The organism is Bradyrhizobium sp. HKCCYLS1011 (assembly GCF_051167795.1).
GTDB lineage: Bacteria > Pseudomonadota > Alphaproteobacteria > Rhizobiales > Xanthobacteraceae > Bradyrhizobium.
Genome location: NZ_JBNPTT010000011.1, coordinates 26,167 through 45,395, shown reverse-complemented (window position 1 = coordinate 45,395; position 19,229 = coordinate 26,167). Strand labels below are relative to the sequence as shown.

General features: G+C 61.9%; 19 protein-coding genes. All 19 read left to right on the top strand.

All coding sequences use genetic code 11. The features are described 5' to 3' along the window. Nucleotides 1-2: 2 nt before the first annotated feature. The 19 genes from ACQR1W_RS31215 (at nt 3) to ACQR1W_RS31125 (ending at nt 19,209) form a co-directional block, all read left to right on the top strand. On the top strand, nt 3-590 hold the full coding sequence (locus ACQR1W_RS31215) for a hypothetical protein (protein ID WP_434854365.1): 588 nt from the start codon (nt 3-5) through the stop codon (nt 588-590). Further along, the gene (locus ACQR1W_RS31210; protein WP_434854364.1) at nt 590-2,020 is read left to right on the top strand and encodes a hypothetical protein; all 1,431 of its coding nucleotides are present in this window, start codon (nt 590-592) and stop codon (nt 2,018-2,020) included. The genes ACQR1W_RS31215 and ACQR1W_RS31210 overlap by 1 nt, the downstream gene beginning before the upstream one ends. Nucleotides 2,021-2,032: 12 nt before the next feature. Continuing rightward, nucleotides 2,033-2,290, top strand: a complete 258-nt coding sequence (locus tag ACQR1W_RS31205; protein ID WP_434854363.1) for a hypothetical protein — start codon at nt 2,033-2,035, stop codon at nt 2,288-2,290. After that, the gene (locus tag ACQR1W_RS31200; RefSeq protein ID WP_434854362.1) at nt 2,271-2,630 is read left to right on the top strand and encodes a GPW/gp25 family protein; all 360 of its coding nucleotides are present in this window, start codon (nt 2,271-2,273) and stop codon (nt 2,628-2,630) included. The genes ACQR1W_RS31205 and ACQR1W_RS31200 overlap by 20 nt, the downstream gene beginning before the upstream one ends. Nucleotides 2,631-2,640: 10 nt before the next feature. Next, nucleotides 2,641-3,516, top strand: a complete 876-nt coding sequence (locus tag ACQR1W_RS31195; RefSeq protein WP_434854361.1) for a baseplate assembly protein — start codon at nt 2,641-2,643, stop codon at nt 3,514-3,516. Between the two features lie 3 nt (nt 3,517-3,519). Next, complete coding sequence (locus tag ACQR1W_RS31190) at nt 3,520-4,731, top strand: phage tail protein I (protein ID WP_434854360.1); 1,212 nt, start codon at nt 3,520-3,522, stop codon at nt 4,729-4,731. A 76-nt stretch (nt 4,732-4,807) separates the two neighbouring features. After that, nucleotides 4,808-7,087, top strand: coding sequence for a hypothetical protein (locus tag ACQR1W_RS31185; protein ID WP_434854359.1), 2,280 nt, complete (start codon nt 4,808-4,810; stop codon nt 7,085-7,087). A gap of 12 nt (nt 7,088-7,099) precedes the next feature. Continuing rightward, nucleotides 7,100-7,327, top strand: coding sequence for a hypothetical protein (locus ACQR1W_RS31180; RefSeq protein WP_434854358.1), 228 nt, complete (start codon nt 7,100-7,102; stop codon nt 7,325-7,327). A gap of 5 nt (nt 7,328-7,332) precedes the next feature. Further along, nucleotides 7,333-9,096 carry a tail fiber domain-containing protein gene (locus tag ACQR1W_RS31175; RefSeq protein ID WP_434854357.1) on the top strand — a complete coding sequence of 588 codons (1,764 nt, stop codon included), beginning with the start codon at nt 7,333-7,335 and terminating at the stop codon, nt 9,094-9,096. Further along, nucleotides 9,096-9,326 (top strand): hypothetical protein, encoded by a 231-nt coding sequence (locus tag ACQR1W_RS31170; RefSeq protein ID WP_434854356.1) that lies wholly within the window; start codon nt 9,096-9,098, stop codon nt 9,324-9,326. Before ACQR1W_RS31175 ends, ACQR1W_RS31170 begins: the two co-directional genes overlap by 1 nt. Nucleotides 9,327-9,333: 7 nt before the next feature. After that, a complete protein-coding gene (locus ACQR1W_RS31165) occupies nt 9,334-9,660 on the top strand; it encodes a hypothetical protein (RefSeq protein ID WP_434854355.1) in 327 nt (108 codons plus the stop codon). Between the two features lie 2 nt (nt 9,661-9,662). Then, entirely contained in the window at nt 9,663-10,208 is a 546-nt protein-coding gene (locus ACQR1W_RS31160; RefSeq protein WP_434854354.1) for a hypothetical protein, read from the top strand. A gap of 13 nt (nt 10,209-10,221) precedes the next feature. After that, complete coding sequence (locus tag ACQR1W_RS31155) at nt 10,222-10,830, top strand: hypothetical protein (RefSeq protein WP_434854353.1); 609 nt, start codon at nt 10,222-10,224, stop codon at nt 10,828-10,830. Further along, nucleotides 10,827-12,125, top strand: coding sequence for an SPASM domain-containing protein (locus ACQR1W_RS31150; protein ID WP_434854352.1), 1,299 nt, complete (start codon nt 10,827-10,829; stop codon nt 12,123-12,125). Before ACQR1W_RS31155 ends, ACQR1W_RS31150 begins: the two co-directional genes overlap by 4 nt. Then, entirely contained in the window at nt 12,109-12,852 is a 744-nt protein-coding gene (locus ACQR1W_RS31145; protein ID WP_434854351.1) for a hypothetical protein, read from the top strand. Before ACQR1W_RS31150 ends, ACQR1W_RS31145 begins: the two co-directional genes overlap by 17 nt. 70 nt (nt 12,853-12,922) lie before the next feature. Then, nucleotides 12,923-14,356 carry a phage tail sheath subtilisin-like domain-containing protein gene (locus tag ACQR1W_RS31140; RefSeq protein ID WP_434854350.1) on the top strand — a complete coding sequence of 478 codons (1,434 nt, stop codon included), beginning with the start codon at nt 12,923-12,925 and terminating at the stop codon, nt 14,354-14,356. 100 nt (nt 14,357-14,456) lie between these two features. Continuing rightward, nucleotides 14,457-14,987 (top strand): phage major tail tube protein, encoded by a 531-nt coding sequence (locus tag ACQR1W_RS31135; protein ID WP_434854349.1) that lies wholly within the window; start codon nt 14,457-14,459, stop codon nt 14,985-14,987. Nucleotides 14,988-15,069: 82 nt separating this feature from the next. Next, the gene (locus ACQR1W_RS31130) at nt 15,070-15,342 is read left to right on the top strand and encodes a phage tail assembly protein (RefSeq protein WP_316200889.1); all 273 of its coding nucleotides are present in this window, start codon (nt 15,070-15,072) and stop codon (nt 15,340-15,342) included. 195 nt (nt 15,343-15,537) lie between these two features. Beyond that, nucleotides 15,538-19,209 (top strand): hypothetical protein, encoded by a 3,672-nt coding sequence (locus tag ACQR1W_RS31125; protein WP_434854348.1) that lies wholly within the window; start codon nt 15,538-15,540, stop codon nt 19,207-19,209. Nucleotides 19,210-19,229 lie beyond the last annotated feature (20 nt).

The window sequence follows — 19,229 nt, the reverse complement described above, 5'->3', positions numbered from 1 at the left end:
TGATGGGAAAAGTCGTCGACTTCCGCCAGAAGATCATCGACGGTCTCAAGACGCTGTACCCGATCATGGATGTCGACTGGTACGACGGCCTGTTCGACGAACAGGACATCGCCGACTGGACGCTGAAGACGCCCTGCGCTCGTGTCGCGGTGATGGCGTCCAAGAGCGAGAACACCTTCACGGGCGAGCTGAATGCTCTGCTCCGTGTCGTCGTGGTCTTGATCGACGAAAACAAACACGTGTCGCTCGATGGCGACTCGCGAGCTTGGGACATGGTCGAGACCGTGGCCACCTGGGCCAATCAGAACCAGTTCGGACATCCCGACGCTGCTCCGGCGCAGAACATCCAGTTCAAGCGCATCAGCCAGCCGGTCTTGAGGCGCGAAGGCGTCTCGGTCGGCGTGGTCGAGTGGCAGAGCGATCTCATGATCGGCATCAACAAGGTGCTGCAGCGTGAGTTCTTCTACGACCAGAACGGCCAGATGATTACCAAGGTGCCAAGCTCCAGGGTGTCGATCCTCGGCCACGTTCAAACTGCAGCGGGCCTGTCCGGCGACGAAACGGTCGATGTGACACCCGAGGTGCCGTAATGGTGCGTGCAATTCACGCGATGGAGCGCCGGCTCCAGGATCTGGAGCGCAAGTTCCAGAACAAGGAGCGGCTCGGCAAGATCGTCGCGGTCAAGTTCGAGAAGGATCGCTGGTACGTCAAGATGAACGACGGCGAGGATCAGACCCCGAGCGGGAATGATACTTTCTCGAAGCTCGACACCTTCAAGAGCGACTGGCAGCCCTGGCAAAGCCACTCGCACGAGACAATCAAGTACTCGATTCCGCCGAAGGTCGGGATGCATGGCATCCTGCGATCGGTTGGCGGGACGCCTGAGCTGGCGACCGTCGAGCCGTTCCACTACGGCCCGGATACGCCATCGCCGCACGGCAAGCAGGATGAGACTGTCGGCCTGATCCACGAGAAAGACGATCAGCAGCATTGGGTCCACCAGACCAAGGACTCGAGCCACCTGATCATCAAGACCAAGCAGAAACAGCAAGGTGCCTCCACGGGCCTCGGCGACATCTCTGGTCTCGGCGATCTCGCTGGCATCAGCCAGATGGCCGGCCTGAGCGGCATGGACTTCTCCAGCATGCTCGGCGGCCTCGGCAATCTCGGCAATCTTGGCAGCCTCGCCAATCTCGACATCTCGAACATCGCCAACATGGCGGGGGTCTCGCAGCTGTCGGGCCTCAACCTCGGCCAGCTCGCCAGTGTCGGCCAGATGGCCAACCTGTCTGGCCTCCCGGGCCTGTCCCAGCTCGGCAATCTCGCCGGCATCGCCAACCAGGTCGCCTCCGGCAACCTCATGGGCGTCGTCGGTCAGATGATCGGCGGCGGCGCGGGCGGAGCAGCCGGCATCCCGGCGAGCCTCGCAGGCAGCTCTGGCGGCAGCGGCGGCTCTGGCAGCTCGGACGCTTCGTCGTCCGGACAGCAGCAATCGCAGCAGACGCAGGCGCCCAAGCTTCCGGAAGTGCCGGAGGAGGGCGACGACGGCGTCACACAGCAGCTGGCCGACAAGGAGAAGATCCTCAAGACGGTCGGCAAGAACAAGTCCTACTACCGGCAGGACGAGAAGCTGGTGAACCTGCGCTATGGCGAGAAAGACGCCAAGGGCGATGTCCTGATGGACGAGAACCAGGTCAAGATCCAGTTCAAGGACAAGAAGGCCGTCGTGAAGTGGTCGGAAAACGACCTCAACGTCACCTACGGCGAGAACCAGTCCAACATCAAGCTCGACCAGGACCAGATCGTCCTGACGCAGGGCAACGGTACCACAGTCACTGTCCACAAGGACCACGTCGAGGTGAAGGGCGCGACAAGCTGCTCTGCCGGCGTCGATGGTCGGTGGGTCTACGTCACCCAAGATCGCGTCAATCTCGGCGTCTCCGGACCTACGGAGCAGGCCGACGTGCGCGTCATGACCGAGGCAGGCCCATCCCAGAAGGTGTGGGCCAAGCTCGCTTAACGAGAGAGAACAATGAAAACCTACGAAGTGATCAAGGATTTCTGGCGCAAGGGCGTCCTGGTGCCGGCCGGCTCCGTCATCACCGCGGTCGAGGCTGAGGTCAAGTATCTCAAGCACGCCGTGCAGGAGAAGGTCGAAGAGGTCGAGGCCGTCGTGGCCAAGGTCGAGGCGACCGTCACCAAGGCCGTGACCGCGGCGAAGGCTGTCGAGACCAAGGTGCTCGGTGCCGTTGCTTCGGAGAAGCCGGCCGATGGCAACGCTTCCAAGTGAGCACCTGGTCGACATCGATCGTGAGACCGGCGAGCTGATCCAGGGCTGGCCGCGGATCAAGCAGAGCATATTCGTCATCCTCACCACTCGCCTCAAGGTTCGCCTGATGCGGTTGTGGTGGGGGTCGACGTTCCAGGACATGCAGGACAAGCCCTTCAATGAGGAGACGATGATGTCCGGCATGATGGCCGCGATCGCCGCGATCAACACCTACGAGCCGGAGTTCAAGGTCACGCGAGTGTCCATCGACGAGGCGGATGCAACGGGTGCGATCACGATCACCATCGATGGAATCGACCTCGTCGAGCAGGTGCTGCGGAGAACTTCGGTCACCATCTAGCGAGGGTTGAATGCCCAATTACACGTCGCCCGCGCTGTATATCGACTTCGCGCGTCTTCCTCCTCCCGACGTCATCGAGACCGTCGATTACGAGGATCTGCTCCAGCGCTACAAGGACGAGGTTCTCGACAAGAACCCGAAGCTGAAGGCAGCCCTCGCCCTGGAACAGTCTCCGACCAACATCATCCTCCAGCCGCAGGCTTACGGCGAGGTTCTGGTGCGAGCGCGGATCAACGCCGCTGCACGCGCCGTCATGCTCGCCTTCGCCAAGGGCGCGGACCTTGACAACCTCGCTGCCTTCTTCGGCGTCGAGCGCCTGCCGGACGAGCTGGACGACAGCCTCCGGCGCCGCGCGCAGCTGGCCCCTGAGGCCTATTCGACGGCCGGCTCCGAGGGAGCCTACATCTTCCAGGCCCTGAGCGCCGACGTCCGCATCCGCGATGCCACGGCAGTCAAGGTCAACAAATTCGGCGGCGTCAAAGTCGCCATCATGCAGAGCGGCACCGATCCAGTCCCGACGAAGGACATCATCACCAACGTGGTGAAGCGCTTGAACCAGAAAGGGATCAAGCCGCTGACCGACGTCATCTCGGTGATGCCGGTCATGCCGCTCCGGACGCAGATCGTCGCTAACGTCACGCTGTATCCCGGACCGGACTCCGCGCTGGTCATGGCGGACATCGGAACGGCCCTGACGAAGGTCCGCACGAACGTCTCCCTGATCGGACGCGATCTGACCAGGTCGGCGATCATCTCGGCGCTCAACCAGAATGGGGTCCAGAACGTCGACCTGATCTCGCCGGCAGCCGATGTCGTGGCCGGGTCTGACCAGTGCGTCGTCATCGAGTCCGCAAAGGTCACGCCGCTCCCGACCAGATTGGAGTAAGCCATGGCGCCGTTCCCGACGCGCAGGATGGATCACGTCCTGTCCCCGAATGCGACGGAGTACGAGCGCACGCTGGCCTCCCAGATCGAACGCCTGCTCGACATCGACATTCCAATCCGTAAGCTCTGGAATCCATGGACCTGTCCCGAGAACCTTCTGCCTTATCTGGCCTGGGCTCTCTCAGTTGACCTCTGGGACGCGGAATGGCCGCTGACGAAGCGCCGTAGCGTGATCGCCAATGCGATCAAGCACCACCAGATTAAGGGCACGCTAAAGGCGATCGAGACCTACGTCGAACTCGTCGACAGCAAAGTCCTGAGGGCCACGACGCCGCCGGCAAAGGTGTTCTCCGGCCCGTCGCTCAACAAAGCGCAGCGGGAAGCCTGGCTCGCCAAGCTGCCTCAGGTTCGCATCTACCAGCAGTACCTGCGTGGTGCCGCCAAGCGTCGCATCTTTTCAGGAGGAAGCCGCTACAGCAGCTTCCTGGAGAAAAAATCCCCGACGCCGAACGAGGCGATCACGCGGCTCTCGAAACGGGCGTCCTGGGTCGTGAACGGTGTCGAGACCGACACCAAGATCGACAACGAGGGGACCTACTTCAGGATCTACATCAAGGCCGTAAGGCCGTATTCGATGTTCTGCAACACGCCCTTCGGTCTGAAGAAGAAGTTCCCGGTGCCCTCCACGGCATCAAACAGGATCGTCACGATCGCCCCGATCGTGATCACGCCATGGCGTACAGCTGTGGGACCTCAGCTTGAGCCGGTCTCTACTACGCCTGAACTGATCACGATCAGCGGCAAGGAAGGCAAGGCCGTCTATGCCGGGCGCCCGATCTACAAGCGGTTCTTCGTGCCCTCGATGGCGCCGTATCAGACCTATGAGCGATACGCGGTCAATGACGGCTCGGTTTCGGAGGCGAAGCGCCCGTCGATCCAGTTCATGGGCGTCGGACGGTACGGCGTCGAGCCGCATTCGGCTGAGCTGAAGATCCAGATGCAGACGCGGTGGAGCAAATACAAGGCACGCCTGGCCCAGCCGTTCGCTCCGAAGACGCGATTCTTCACGCCGCACGACGGCACGCTGATGGTCAAGAACAGGCAGGCCATTATCGCGGCCAAGCGCCTGACCGACAAGATCATGCTCGACACCGACACCAAGCCTGGCTTCGTCGCTGGCCTGCCGCGGTTCGCGGGCACGCCGATCATCATCTGACAACAACCAGAATGCATTGAGCCCATCGTCCGCGGGGACGGTGGGCTTTTTCGCGTTCGCAGCAAGAGGCCCTTAGATGGACCAGCAAGTCATCTTCCGCGACTATCAGGAGCAGGTCGCGACCGATCACAACAACATCCAGGAATACGTGCAGACGGCGATGGACCACATCGTCGCCGATGCGGTCTCCGCGACCCGAAAGTTTTCGGGCCTGATGGTCACCAAGACCGGTCAGGTCGAGGTCACGGTCGGTGCAGGTCGCGTTTACGACACTGGCGCCGTCTACGCACTTCGCGCGGTGCTGACCCAGTCGCTCGCCACCTACGTGGCCGCAGCTGCTCGGCGCATCGTGACGGTCTCGGCCTATGGCCAGGAGGTCGAAACCGATGTGGAGCAACGCGACTATTTGACCGATGTCGACACCGGCACCGTCGAGCCGCGCTCGGTCGCGATGACCCGCTCGCGCGATGTCCAGATCGTGTTCACGGCCGGCGCCGAGGCCGCCGATCCGGTCCCGGCGGCTGTGCCGGCGACCCACGTGGTGATCGCTAACGTCCTGCTGGACACGACCCAGATCATCTCGATCGACGTCCAGGATCAGAACCAGGTGGTCTCGACCGACGCCCTGGACATCCGCACCGACCTGCTCGAAGCCTTCCGCTCGATCATCGAGCCGCGCGTCACCTCACTGGCCTCCGACCTTGCGGACCTCGCAAATCGCGTATCCGGCTTGAGCAGCCAGTCCGACCTGACCAGGGTCTATCTGGATCTGGCGCGCGTGAAGGAGAGCCTGCGCTATCCAGCGGACGCCTCTGGTTTCGACACCGACTTCTTCCTGCTGCAGAACAAGTCGGACATGAACAATTCTCAGATGCTTGGCTTCGACGCCAAGGTCGAGGAGGGCATCCGTTTCAACGATGCCAACAAGAATCAGTTCGAGATCTCGTTGTTCTCGGCGAACGACCCGAACGCGGCGCTTGCCGGCGGCTATCTGATGCCGAAGTACAGCAACGTACTGAAGATCCAAACCGGCGCATACACCGAGTCGCTCGGCATCGCTCAGTACGGCTATCAGGTACATAGCATGCAGGTGGGATACATGTCCCGCACGCGCATCCGGTATGGTGGAAGCTATTCGGTCTGCACCAACGGTAACCAGTGGGGAACCCCAGGCGAGCCGCCGAGCGCAGCTAACCTCTACGACTTCAACACGGTCGAATATTCGACGGTCACCCAGGCCTGGTTCCAGGACAGCACCCATGGCGGCATGCCTTATGGCGTGACCCGCACCGACTACTACTGGCTCGACACCTGGGAAGAGCCGTTCATGTACGAGGTCACCACGAACCTCGCCATCAACGGTGCTCAGGTTGCTCAGACCTTCCTGGTATCAAACGACATCATCGCGACCCAGCTCGGGTTCTACATCACGGCGAAGGGCGCGAACGAAGACATCCACATTGCTCTCTGCGAAGTGACTGCTGGTCAGCCCGACCTCGACAAGGTCTGCCTCAAGACGGTCTACGCGCAGCAGAACATCGTCACGGGTTGGAACATCTGCCCGATCCAGCCGACCTTCCTTGCGAAGGGCAAGCGTTATGCCTTCGTGTTCATCTCGAACGCGAACCATCAGATCGGCATGACCTCGGGTCAGTCCTATCTGGATGGAACGTTCTTCTACTCGACGGACGGCATCTACTACATGGGCGACCTGACCAAGGACATGATGATCCAGGTCTATGGTGCTCAGTTCGCTTCGTCTCAGGTCGCGATCGAGTTCGCTCCGATCAACCTGGACGGCGGATTCCGGGATGTCGATATCCTGGCTGAGCAGTGGGTGCCTGGTTCGTGCGAACTGGTCTACGAGATGCGGCCGAACGGCACAGGTGAATGGCAGCCGTTGATCGAAGACAACGCTGGTGTCCTCGCCGTGGCTCCGCCGCTCGCGCAGTTCCGGGCTCGCTTCGTCGGCACGACCGACATGATGCCGATCCTGCATTTGACTGGGTCGCGCGTCAGCGTCTCGCGGCCAAAGACTGCCTTCAAGCATGTCTCGACGCCGATGCACGTGCCGGCGCTGTCCAACGTCGCGCACAACGTCACGTTCGTGAACCTGCTCGAAATGTTCGATCCGACGCCGCATACCTACGGCATCTCGGTCCGGGTTGGTTCGACTGAGTACGCGCCGGACACGACGGTCACCGAGCTGATGGACACCCAGGCGAAGCGCTACCAGAAGACCTACACCTTCAGTCTACCGGCCGGGACCACGCAGTTCACGATCGAGCAGACCGGAACGACCAACTCGCCGCAGGTCACCTACCACGTCGCCGAGCGGTCGTTCTACACCAAGTAAGGACTCAACTTCATGGCAGACACTGAAAACGCAGCCGCTCCGGCGGCTGCTGCACCCGCTGCTGCGCCGGTCGCTCCCCCGAAGGCGGCCGTCGATCCGACGAAGAACTATCGCCTGAAGCTCGCTCGGGCCGTCGAGATCGCTCCTAAGATCTGGGCGCGTCCCGGGCAGGAGGCGATCGTCAAGGGAAACCTGATCGCCGGCCTCGGTGACGCCGTCATCGGCTACGATGAGGTCTAAGCCCGATGGCGCGCAGGTACGATCAATTCTATCGGGTCAAGGCGAGGGATAATCTCGGTGACCCCGAGTATTGGAACCAGCGCTTCGAAGACCTCGACCGTCGAATCAACTCGAACGAGGACGGTCTTGCTGCCATCGGCGGCTTGACCTCCTACGTCGAGGGACTCGCCCTCAATCGTCTCGATCTCGTTCTGGCGCCAGCGCTCGACAAGATCGCGCTGGTTTCCGAGCAGGGCTTCCTGCTGGCGCACGCCAACAACTCGGTGACGCTCGACGTCGCCACGACCCAGACCTTCGCGATTTTCGATGCGGCGGAGCGGGATCTGTTCGCACCGTCGCCGTTCGTGACTGTGGTCCGCAAGGCCAACAACACCGACTATGCGTTCTGCAAGCTGATCGCATGGGACCGTGTCGCCGGCCAGCTGACCCTGCAGCCGATCCAGATATTCGGTAACGTCGGACCGTTCGACGACTGGGTGATCTATGTCGGCACCGCGCTGCCGCAGGTAGTGACGCAAGCTGTGACGGATGCCCAGACGGCGCGAGACGCTGCCAAGGGCTATCGCGACACGGCTTCGACGTACGCGACCCAGACCGGGCAGGACAAGGCTGCGGTCGCCCAGATGAAGTCAGACGCTCTTGCTGCTCGCGACCAGTGCGCAATCTATGCGGCGAACGCCCAGCTCTTCGATCCGAGCTTCTACATCAAGAAGGACGTGGGCGGCACGTTCACTGCTACCGTCAACTTCACGACGAGCCCGGTGGTTCCTACCCCTGCGGCCGGCGACAATTCACAGAACGCAGCTTCTACTGCCTATGTGAAAAATGCGATCGATGCGCTGATCAACGGCGCTCCCGGTACAATGGACACGCTCAAGGAGATCAGCGACAAGCTGGCCTCAGACGAGAGCGTGGTCGGCGCGCTGACAACCACGGTAGCCGGCAAGCTGCAGAAGGACCAGAACCTCAGCGACCTTCCGGACAAGGCCGCGGCTCGAACGAACCTTGGTCTCGTTGGCGCAACACCGACCGGCAAGGCTGGTGCATCCGCTGCCGGTGGGGCCGCGGTCACGTATCTGCGGTCGGATGCGAGTATCCCGATCGATTTCACGATCTCGCCGACCTGGACTGGAACGCATCTGTTCCAGCTCAATTCTGGGGTTGGAATCGGTTTTCAGCGCAACACCTTCGGGGCGCTCACGGTCTACGCGCCGGATCAGGGCGCTGCGATCATGAGCTTTCATCGCGGTGCTTATGCGATACAGGCGAGCCTCGACAACGACAACTGGTGGCGGCTTGGCGGCTGGTCTGATGGCGCATCGCAGCGGTTCGGCGTCTCTGCTTCTGGTGACGGCTATTTCCGCACGTCGCTCGGAGTTGGCACGGGCCCTGTGGGCGGCGGCACGATTGTGGCCACCGGTGACATCGTCTACGGCTTCTCTGACATTCGTCTGAAGGATGACATCAAGGTCATCGAGGATCCGATCGATAAGGTCAGGAGGCTCCGCGGAGTCACATACGTCCAGAGCGCGCTTGCCAAGGTCGTCGGGGCGCCTGAGCAGATTGGCCGAAAGGCTGGCCTGCTTGCGCAGGATCTCCTCGAAGCGCTTCCCGAAGCTCTTTCGCTCGCACCGTTCGATCGTGATGAGAACGGTGAGAGCAAGACCGGTTACGAATTTCTGAACATCCAGTACGTGCAGGTGATTGCGCTTCTAGTAGAGGCGATCAAGGCGCTGGCCGATAAAGTCGAAGCGTTGGAGGGCACATAATGGCTGTGCCCTCCTCAGGTGCGGTCGGCTTCTCGACCGTTAACGCCGTGTTCGGCTACGGCAACCACATGAGCCAGTACGCCGGACGGGTCTACTACTACACGAACGGGGTCTCAACCCTGACCGGAAACTTTCCGACGTCGAACTTCCACATGTCGCAGTTCTACGGAAAGTCCGGGCACGACGAATGGAACTGTGCCTGCAATTGCGATTGCGCTTGCGGGAAGTGAGGACCACATGGATCAGACCCTGAGCACAACCTTCAGCTACAAAATCCTGGATCAAAGTCCAGATGGCTGGGCACGAGTCGAGTTCATCCACGACACGCTTGGGCGTCTGACAAAACCGAATGTATTCATTCCGCTGAATCACTCGGCTGAGGAGCAGCGCGGAGCGATAGTCATGCAGTTCCCGGCGCATGCTTTCCATTCGCGGTACCTCGCGCAGCTGGCGCTGGATGGGAAGCTCCTTGTCCCAGCCTCGCCGGAGGGGAAGTTCACGTATCGCATCGACAGGCCAATGGAAGACCCGGTCGGCCTGCCAGTAGAAACTCCGAAGGTGTGACGATGCAGTTCAGGCGACTTCGGTTCGAGAAATTCACGGTCACGATCTTCACCGCGAATGCCGGCGATGAGCGGATCTGTCCGCCATCCGAGCTGACGCGCGGCTTGACGGCAGCCGACGCCCCGGCGATCGCCCACCTTCTCAAAGGCAAGGACGACGCGAGGCCATTGCACACGATACCGGTCTACACCAAGGGTGGCTTCGAAGCTCTCGGCGGCGATCATGAACCTGACCCGCGGCCGCTGGGCAGCGGCGCGACGCAGTTCGTGCGGGGCATCGACAACTACCGGCTACGCGCTACGGCTGACTGCAGCGAATATCACTGCATCACGCCGAAGAGCCAGACCCCCGTGTTCTGGCAGCGTGCTTTCGTCGGGGGCAAGGCCGGCGACACCTTTGAGGTCGAGCCTGGAAACTTCGTCTACATCGCCGAGGGCCACATCAGCCTGGCCGGACACGAATGGATCGGTCCGACGATGCTTGAGATCACGAAGCCGCTAAAAGCGACGATCGTCGAACCAGTGATGGGCGCCAAGCTCTGGCGCTGAAAGGAAATGCTCCATGCCCTCGATCCGCTATTTGACGCCGGCAGATTACGATGACATGTGCGCCATCATCGACAAGCATTCGAGTGGGCCGGGAGCGTGGTGCAACGATCGGGGCGCGCCGGCAGCGGCGAACTTCCGCAAGCTTGCTAAGGATCACGTCGACCTCTGCTTCGGCGAGGCGATGTGCCACTTCTGGGGCTATTTCGACGACGGTGGGCATCTCGTTGCCTGGACACTGTTCGTCCGATGGCTGGATAGCGCCAATATCACGATCCGTCTTCTCATCGAAGATCCTGAAGCGAACCTTTCGCGCGCTGATGGCGCGATCTGGTCCGACGCGGCGGTCGACCTCGTGAACTGGGGCGTCGGATTCTTCTGGAGCGAAGGCGTCTCGTGCTTCTGGTCTCGCTTGTATGCGGGACGAGAGACCAATCACGTCAGCGCACATCCGAACTGCATGCTCGGTCAATTCAAGAAAGAGACCGTGCTCACCGTAGCCAAGGGCGAGCTGTCGCCGCCGGAATACCGCAGGGTCACCTGGTCGCCCGTCGATTACGGCACGACGATCTGCAAGTTCAGCGACCCGCTCCCCCTGAAAGACTATCTGGAAGGAAGCAAATGATCCGCCTGGAAATGCTGAGCAGGGACGGGGATGTCGTGCCCCTGTTCTATGATCAGCACACCTCACGTCTCACGGACGACAACGGGTTTCGTGCCGTCGACTTCACAGGCAATCCTCTGTTGGACACCACGCCATCGCCAGGCCGGCCATTCATCGCCGTCGATTACGACGAGCCAGGCCGCAAGGTGCGAGAGGTCAAGAAGTTGAAGATCCAGCTTGGGCTCGCCTGCCAGAAGTCCTGCCTCTACTGCTTGCAGGCGATCCAGGTTCACAAGGCGGCGTTGTCCTCGACTCGAGACGCCAGCGAGTTTCTGGCCAACATCGACAGCTGGATCGCAAATCCAGAGGGGATGGAGAAGGTCGAACTGTGGGGCGGCGAGCCGCTGCTCTACTGGAAGCATATCGAGATCTTGGCGCCTGCGCTGATCGCGAAGTTTCCGAATGCGCGCTTTTCGATCATCACCAACGGCGAGCTTCTCAGCCGCGAGATCGTTGACAAGCTGAAGGTTTGGGGATTCTCGATGGCGATCAGCCACGACGGGCCTGGCCAGCACATTCGCGGCGAGGACCCGTTCTGCGACCCACACAAGTTCGCGATGATCCAGTATGCGCAGAGGACGTTCCATCCGCGCTTCTCGTTCAACGCGGTTCTGACGCCGGCCAGTCACAACGTCAACGCCATCATCGACTGGTTCCAGGATTACTTCCCCGGCTGCAATGTCGCGTTCGAGGGCGTGGTTCACAGCTATGCCAGCGACCCGTCCTCGATCTTTTCGGAGGAGCAGCTAGCCCAGTTCAGCGACGCGCTGTCACACCAGCTCGTCGACGGGTCCGCCATCCGATCGAGCGCGATCCACGACAAGCTGCGCCGTGCGGTTAGCTCAATGGTCAATGAACGGCCTTCCGACGTGCTGTTCCAGAAGTGCGGGATGGACATGCCGGAGTATCTGGCCGTCGATCTCAAGGGCAACGTCATGACCTGCCAGAACGTGGGCGCCAACGGCAACCACAAGATTGGTCACGTCAGCGACTTCGATAATATCGCGCTCAACACGTCCAGGCACTGGAGCAAGCGTCCGGAATGCCAAAGCTGCCCCGTGCTGCAGCTCTGTCAGGGCGCCTGCATGTACCAGGGCGGAGACAACTGGACGCACAGCTGCAACGCCGAGTTCTTCTACAACCTGGCCTTCTTCCGTGCGGCTTTGTTCATCCTGACCGGACGATGGATGGTGGGCTTCAGCGGAGAGATTCTGCGGCCCGTATTGAAGAAGGACGCCAATGTCGAAGTTCGCTGATCTTGTCACGAAGCTGGACAAGATCCCGCACCTAAATCTCGGCGAGAAATACGATGCCGATATCTTGCAGTGGGAGCTATCGAAAATCGATCCAGCACTGTTCGTGCCATTTCGCTCCAAGAGCCGGCACAAGGACCGCATCGCAGAGTGCTGGCATGGCCTTTCGCTGGTCGCTCCGCACGGTTCGATCCATGACGATCTGACCGAGGAGGGCTACGCCGGCCGGACGGACAGCACATGGACGCCCGTCGCAGACAGCTCGCCTTACATCAAGCAGGTCGTCGCCGAGCTTGGCGGTGAGGGGCAGCGCGTGCGTCTCAACCGTCTCGGGGCAGGCAAGAGCCTGACCTGGCATCGACACGGCACAGAGGTTTCGATGATCGCTGGTGTCGCGGCAACTGGCCAGAGACGGCCGAACTGGTACGAGCTGATCGTGCATGTCCCGATCGTTTCAAGCGATCGCGTCAGCTACGAGGTCATCCCGACTCAGGTCTTTGAGTTGGCCGACTTCGCAGCAGGCGGCCTGGAGATCCACCAGAAGGCCTATCCGCAAGGCGAGGCGTGGTGCTTCAACAGTGCCCACTATCACAACGTCTTCAACCGCTCCGCAGATGACCGCTACGCGATCATGCTGACGCTGGACATCAGGATGCCAAAGACCTTCGAGATCGTTTCGAAAGCCGTCGAGCGATACATCGAAAATCAAGAAGGGCCGCTGATCGACTGATCGGCGCCCATCGTCATCACTCCATGCAGCCGCCCCTCACCGGGCGGCTTTTTTGTTGGGAGAACCCTACGTGACTGTTCAATATCTCCACGGCATCGAGACGATCGAACTCGACAGCCCCTCGGGACCGGTTGAGACCGTCAAGTCGAACGTGATCGGCTTGGTCGGCACCGCCCCGAACGCCGACCCGGACATCTTCCCGCTCAACACTCCGGTCGCGGTGTTCGCAGACGCCCTGAAGGCAGGCCAGCTCAAGAGCGACGGCACCCTGCTCGACGCCGTGGACGCCATCTACAGCCAGAAGTCGGCTGTCGTCGTGGTGACCCGCATCGAGGAAGGTAAGAGCATCGGGGAGACCTGGTCCAATGCGGTTGGCTCGCCGACCGGCAAGACCGGCATCTGGTCGCTGCTGAAGGCGCGTCCGCTGCTCCAGGTCATCCCGAAGCTGCTCTGTGCGCCCGGCCTCACCTCGGGTCGTCCGACCAATGGCGTCAAGAACCTTGTCATCGGCGACGTCGGCAGCGCCTACGTGCTCGCGACGACCACGATCACCATCGATGCTCCTCCGGCCGGTGGCCGGCAGGCGAAGGCGGTGCCCCAGGTGGTCGGCGGCAAGGTGACCGGCGCAATCATCACCGACCCGGGCTACGGCTACACGGACGTCCCCTCGGTGACCGTGAGCGGTGCCGGCGCAGGCGCGACCGTCACCGCGACCCTCGGCCATGTGGCCAACCCGGTCGGCGTGGCGTTTGGCTCGATCGTCGATCGCCTCCGCGCGGTGGCCTTCCTCGACGGTCCCGGCACGAGCTACGACGACGCGGTCGAGTACCGCGGCGACTACGGCAGCCAGCGCATCTCGATCGTCGACCCTGGCGTCCTGTCCTGGGACACTGAGAACTCCGTCTACGTGCAGAAGCCTGCCTCGGCCTACGCGGCCGGCATCCAGGCGCGCGTCGATGAGGAGAAGGGCTTCTGGTACTCGTTCTCGAACGAGCTGATCCAGAACATCGGCGGCCCCGCACGTCCGGTCGACTTCATGCCGAACGACCGCGACTGCGAAGCCAACATGCTCAACTCCAACCAGATCACGACCATCATCCACGATGACGGCTTCCGTTTCTGGGGTCTACGCAACACCGGCACCGACGCCCTCTGGGCGCAGCTGTCGGTCCGCCGCACCGCGGACATGGTCTACGAGAGCCTGGAGCGCGCCGAGCGCACCCGCCTGGACAAGCCGTTCAGCCAGCAGCTGCTGACCAGCATCCAGAGCGACGTCAATGCCTACCTCCGACTGCTCCGCTCCCGCGGCGCCCTGATCGGCGGCAAGTGCTGGATCGACAGCTCCGTCAACACCCCGGCGACCTTCGCAAACGGCGAGCTGACGGTCGACTTCGATCTGGAGCCGCCGGCCTGCTTGGAGCACCTGCAGTTCCGCGCTCGCCGCAACCCTGCCTACTACACGGACTTCATCGAGGAATTCAGCCGGCAGGTTGCGAACGGCTAAGCGCTGCTCCGTCTCAGCAACATCCACAACACCAAGAGCTAATCCATGAGCCGCTCGGTCCTTCGGGGCCGGGCGCGCTCTGGCATGGCCGGAGAGTTAAATGGCAACCAATTCCCTTCGCGACTCCAACATTCTCCAGGACTTCACCGTCTGGATCAATGACATCGGCAAGATCGGCGAGTCGCCCGAATTTCAGCCGCCTGAGATCAACATCGAGGTCGAAGAGTTCCGCGGTGGCGGTATGGACGGCACGGTCGAGATCCCGATGGGCATCGAGAAGATCGAGTTCGACTTTCAGCTCCACACCTGGGACGAGGACATCTGGCAGAGCCTCGGCTACGGCCCCGGTTCGCTGGACGTGCCGATCTTCTTCCGCGGCTACCTCATCACCCCGAACGGCGGTGAGAAGGGTGTCCTGATCAACACCAGCTGTCTGATCAAGGCGATCAAGCCCGGCAAGGTCACGCCCGGCAAGAAGGTCGAGCTGACGATCAATGTCTGCGCCAACTACTACGCGCATTACATCGACAACAAGCTCGTCACGGAGATCGACGTCTTCAACAAGATCACGAACATCGGCGGCGTCGACAAGACCGCCAACGCGCGGAACATCCTGGGCTTCTACTCGTAAGTCCGGATTTTCCGAAACTTGAGGCCTCGCCATCCCCGGCGGGGCCTTTTTCTTTTCCTGTCACATAGGTGTGTGCAAACCAATGACCCAGAAAGTTTTCAACCTCACCCAGCCCTTCGAGTACCGCGGCGCGAACTACATCGAGTTCAAGGCTCGCCGGCCGAAGGTGCGCGATCTCCGCAACTTCGTGAAGAACGTCGATCGCGACAGCGTTGCGGCCTTCGAGAAGGCGCTCGCCGATCTGTGCGAGGTCGACGAGAAGATCATCGCCGAGATCGACATCGAGGACTTCGGTCCGATGAAGGCGTGGTTCGAGGGTTTTTTGAAGCCCATGCTGAACGGATCGGACGAATAATCGAGGACTCGTTCCCAATCTTTGAGCGCTTCCACTGGACGCTTGACGCCGTCGAGGCGCTCGAATGGGACGACTTCCTCTTAATCGCCGATGGCGTTCAGTTCCTGAACAAGCGCGATCAGGAAGCGATGGAAGCAGCGCAAAAGGCCCGGGGGCGTTAACCCCGGGTCACCCTTTCCCTTTCCAGGAGCGGTGATGGCCGACGAAACTCTCGATATCAGGGCCAGGCTTACGGCCGAAGACCAGGCCTCTGCCAATATCAAACGGCTCCTCACCCAGATCAAGCAGCTCGAAACTCAGATCAAGAAGAGTTTCGCTGCGGCCCCAATCAAGGGGTCCATCATCGACCCCGAGATCCAGGGCAAAGCGCAGAAGGCGCTCAAGACCACCGAGAAGAGCTTCAACCGCCTGACCGATGAGCAGAAGCGTTGGGCTCGCGAGCAGAAGATGCTCGGGCGGATGAACACGACGGTCTGGACCAAGATCACCAACGACATCAACAATTCGGTCAGCGCTTTCCAGAAGTCGACCGGCAAGAAGCGCGTCGAGCTGGCACGTCAGCTCCGCGACCAGATCGGATACGCCCGTGCCTTCCGCTACATCTACATGCAGGAGCACGAGAGACACCAGCGCGCTGTCTCCCGACACCATCAGGCCCTGAACCGGCTAGAGCTGGCAAAGCAGCGGCGCGACGAAGTGATGGAGCGAGCCCGAAAGCGACTCGCCGACAAAACCGAGGCGGAGAAGAAGCGGGCGCTCGCCAAGGCGGAAAGGGAGCATAAGCAGCACCTGGAGAAGCTGGAGCGTCAGGAGCGCCAGGCGGCCCGTGAGCGCGCTCGCGCTGAGAAGCAGGCGCTTGAGGAGCGTGCTCGCGTCCGTCGCAGCCTGAGGCGCGGGTTCAACCGCGTCCGGGAAGTCCCCGGTCGGCTTGGTGCCATGGGCCGGACGGTCGGAATCGGCGGAGCCCTGTCCGCCGCTGGCCTTGCCATGGGCACCAGGTCCTCAGTCCGCGCGGCTGTCGACGTCGACGCTGCCGAGACCTCCGCGCGCATGAACATGGACCAGTCCAAGCTCAATGCTCGCGACCTCCGCGACAACTGGGCGCTCCCCACCGCTGTCAGGATGGGTATCGACCCTGGCACCCTGATGGGCGGCGCGGTCGAAGCTGCAAAGGCCGGCGTCCCTGAGGGGATGGCCAAGGCCGCGGCTGAGCTGTCCTTCAAGACCGCGAAACGCTTCGGCATCGATTCCAGCGAGATGACGACTGCGATCGGCCGTGCCGTCGCCCAGGAAATCGGCTCCGGTCGTATGCAGGGCAACGACATCACGGGACTGACGCGCAAGTTCAACATCGCGTCGACCCTCGCGTCAGAGACCGCAACCGACCCGGCAGAAACTCTGTCGTTCCTGAGATCCGGTCTCGGCGCAGGTGCCTCGGTTGGCATGTCCGACGTCAGCACCATGGCATTCGGCAACGCCGCGATCCTGGCCGGCGCTCAGGCACGTCAGGCGTCGCGCTTCCTGTCCCATCTTGGCGAGCAGTTCTCCGAGCTGGAGACGAAGCGCAAGATGATCAACAGCAAGGGGCATCGCACTGAAGAGGACAAGCTCTTCATGTCGATCCCCGGCAAGCTTGGCTTCGGCTCGCTCGGCAACATGCGTGCGTTGGTCAAGAACAACCCGGATGAGGGTCTGTTCAAGATCATCGAGTCCTTCCGTAACATCAAGGATCTCGAACAGCGCAGCCAGGCGCTCCATGCCTTCTTCGGTTCTGAGTTCGGTCCGATCATCAAGAACATGATCGATGCGCCGGAAAACATGTGGGAGAACCTGAAGATCGCCCGCCGAGCGGCGGCGGAGAACCCAGAGAACAACGGCATCAGCCGGGCCTGGGCTGAATATCAGAAGGGCCTTCAGAACATGCTGGACCGCCTCGGTGCGGTCTGGAAGGTGCTGAAGGCGGAGATTGGCGACACGCTGAAGCCGTTCATCGAGCAGATCAGCGTCTGGGCTGGCGACATGTACGAGTCGCTCAAGACCGGCGGCATGAAGGAGCGCCTGAAGGCGTTCATCAACGGTCTGATCGAGGGCTTCACAGGGAAGAACGGCGCAACGCTCCGCGATCTCCTGGACCAGGTCTTCGGCAAGCCGGGCAGCCAGAGTGGCTGGAGTGCAGAGAACATCGGCAAGTTCGGCAAAGGCCTCGCTGAGGGCATCACCTCGATCGTTTCTGCGATCGGCTCTGCCGGGAAGATCATCATCGAGATGTTCGGACAGAACTCGTCCGATCCTGAGGTGGTCGGAAAGTTCGCCGGCCGGATTACCGCATTGGTGGTCGCGCTGACGGCGCTGGCCCCGGTGTTGAGCGTGTTCTCGTCCCTAGTCGTCGGCATCGTTGCCATCGGCGCTGCGCTCAAGGGCGTCGGCAAGGGCGTGATGGGCAAAGCCATCACCGCTTTGATCGCCAAGATGGGCCTCGGCGTCATCAGCGGCGGCATGCTCAGCGGCATCATGATGGGCGACGGGCGTGCCGACAACACCACCGAGGACATGGATGCTCTCCAGAAGGAGGCCGGGAAGAACAAGGGCCAGCCCAAGGTCGAGAACAAGTTCAAGGGCAAGGGTTGGGTGCCGCCTCCGGCGATGCAGCCCGGAGAGAGCACTGAGGATTACCTCAAGCGTCTGGAGCTGCTGAAGCGGTCGAGCTACACCGGCCCGACCGATTTCTCCGGTCGTCGTCGCACCAGCCAGGTCGGCGATCTGACGGATCAGCTGAAGAAGCTCGGCGGCAATGTCGAGAAGGCCGCCTTCATCGGCGGCGGCTTCGGGTCCACCGGTAGCGCCATCGCATCTTCGTTCGGAGGCGGCGGCTCCGGCGGTGGCATCGTGGCCCTCGGGGCAGGAAGCGGCAGCCCGACCGCGCTGTTCGGCAGCACGCCCGGTGGCGCTCTGCCTGACTTCGGCGTCGGCTCCAGCGGCGCGATCCTGCGTCGCAGCGGCGTGACCTCGTTCGGCAGCGGCGTCAAGAACGGGATCATCAGCCCCAGCGAGATGCCCAGCTTCACTGGCGGTGGCGGTTCGGCTGCTGGCGATGGTGTTGGAGCTGGCCTGGCCGGCTCTGAGTTCCTGAAGGCCCGCCGCGCTCGGTTCGCCGAGGAGCTGAAGAACGATCCGACGCTCAGGATGCACCTGGCCGCTATGCAGGCGACTGAGGGCGCAAGCCGGGGCGGTACGATCGAGAGCCTCATGAACCGCGCTGACATGCAGGGCAAGACCCTGCGTCAGATGCTCGGCTTCAGCGCAGACGGCAAGATCAACCCGAAGAGCTTCTACGGACCGATCCGCCGTGGCGAGATCTACGGAGCAATCCGCAGGCTGCAGGCCAACCCGAAGGAGTTCGCCAAGTACGACGCCTTCACTAACTCGGCGCTCGGCGGCAGCCATGCGGTCGGTGGCTACACCGACCAGGGCCTGCCGACTGACCCGAACGGATCGCGTCGGACCGGCATCCCGGGGTTCAAGATCAGCCCGAAGGACGGCAACGAGTTCACAGACTGGGTCGGACCAGGCTCCAGCTGGGGCAGGGGCCGCCAGGGCGCGATGAACTATCGCAAGTTCATCGAGAACGGTCTGAAGGGCGACGCGACCAGCAAGGTGCCATCTCCTGGCGATGCCACGAGCAAGGTGCCGATGCCCGCGACTCCGGGTGCTGGTGCTGGCGACGCTCGTGCGGGCGCAGGCGGCCAGGTCGCGATCCACATCAACGGTGGTTCTCACGATCCGGAAGCGCTCGCGCTGCTGGTCCAGCGTCGTATCGACGAGTCCATGAACTGGCGCGCTCACGACAGCGAGTCCGAATACACCTAACGCGCCTGGCCCCACGGGGC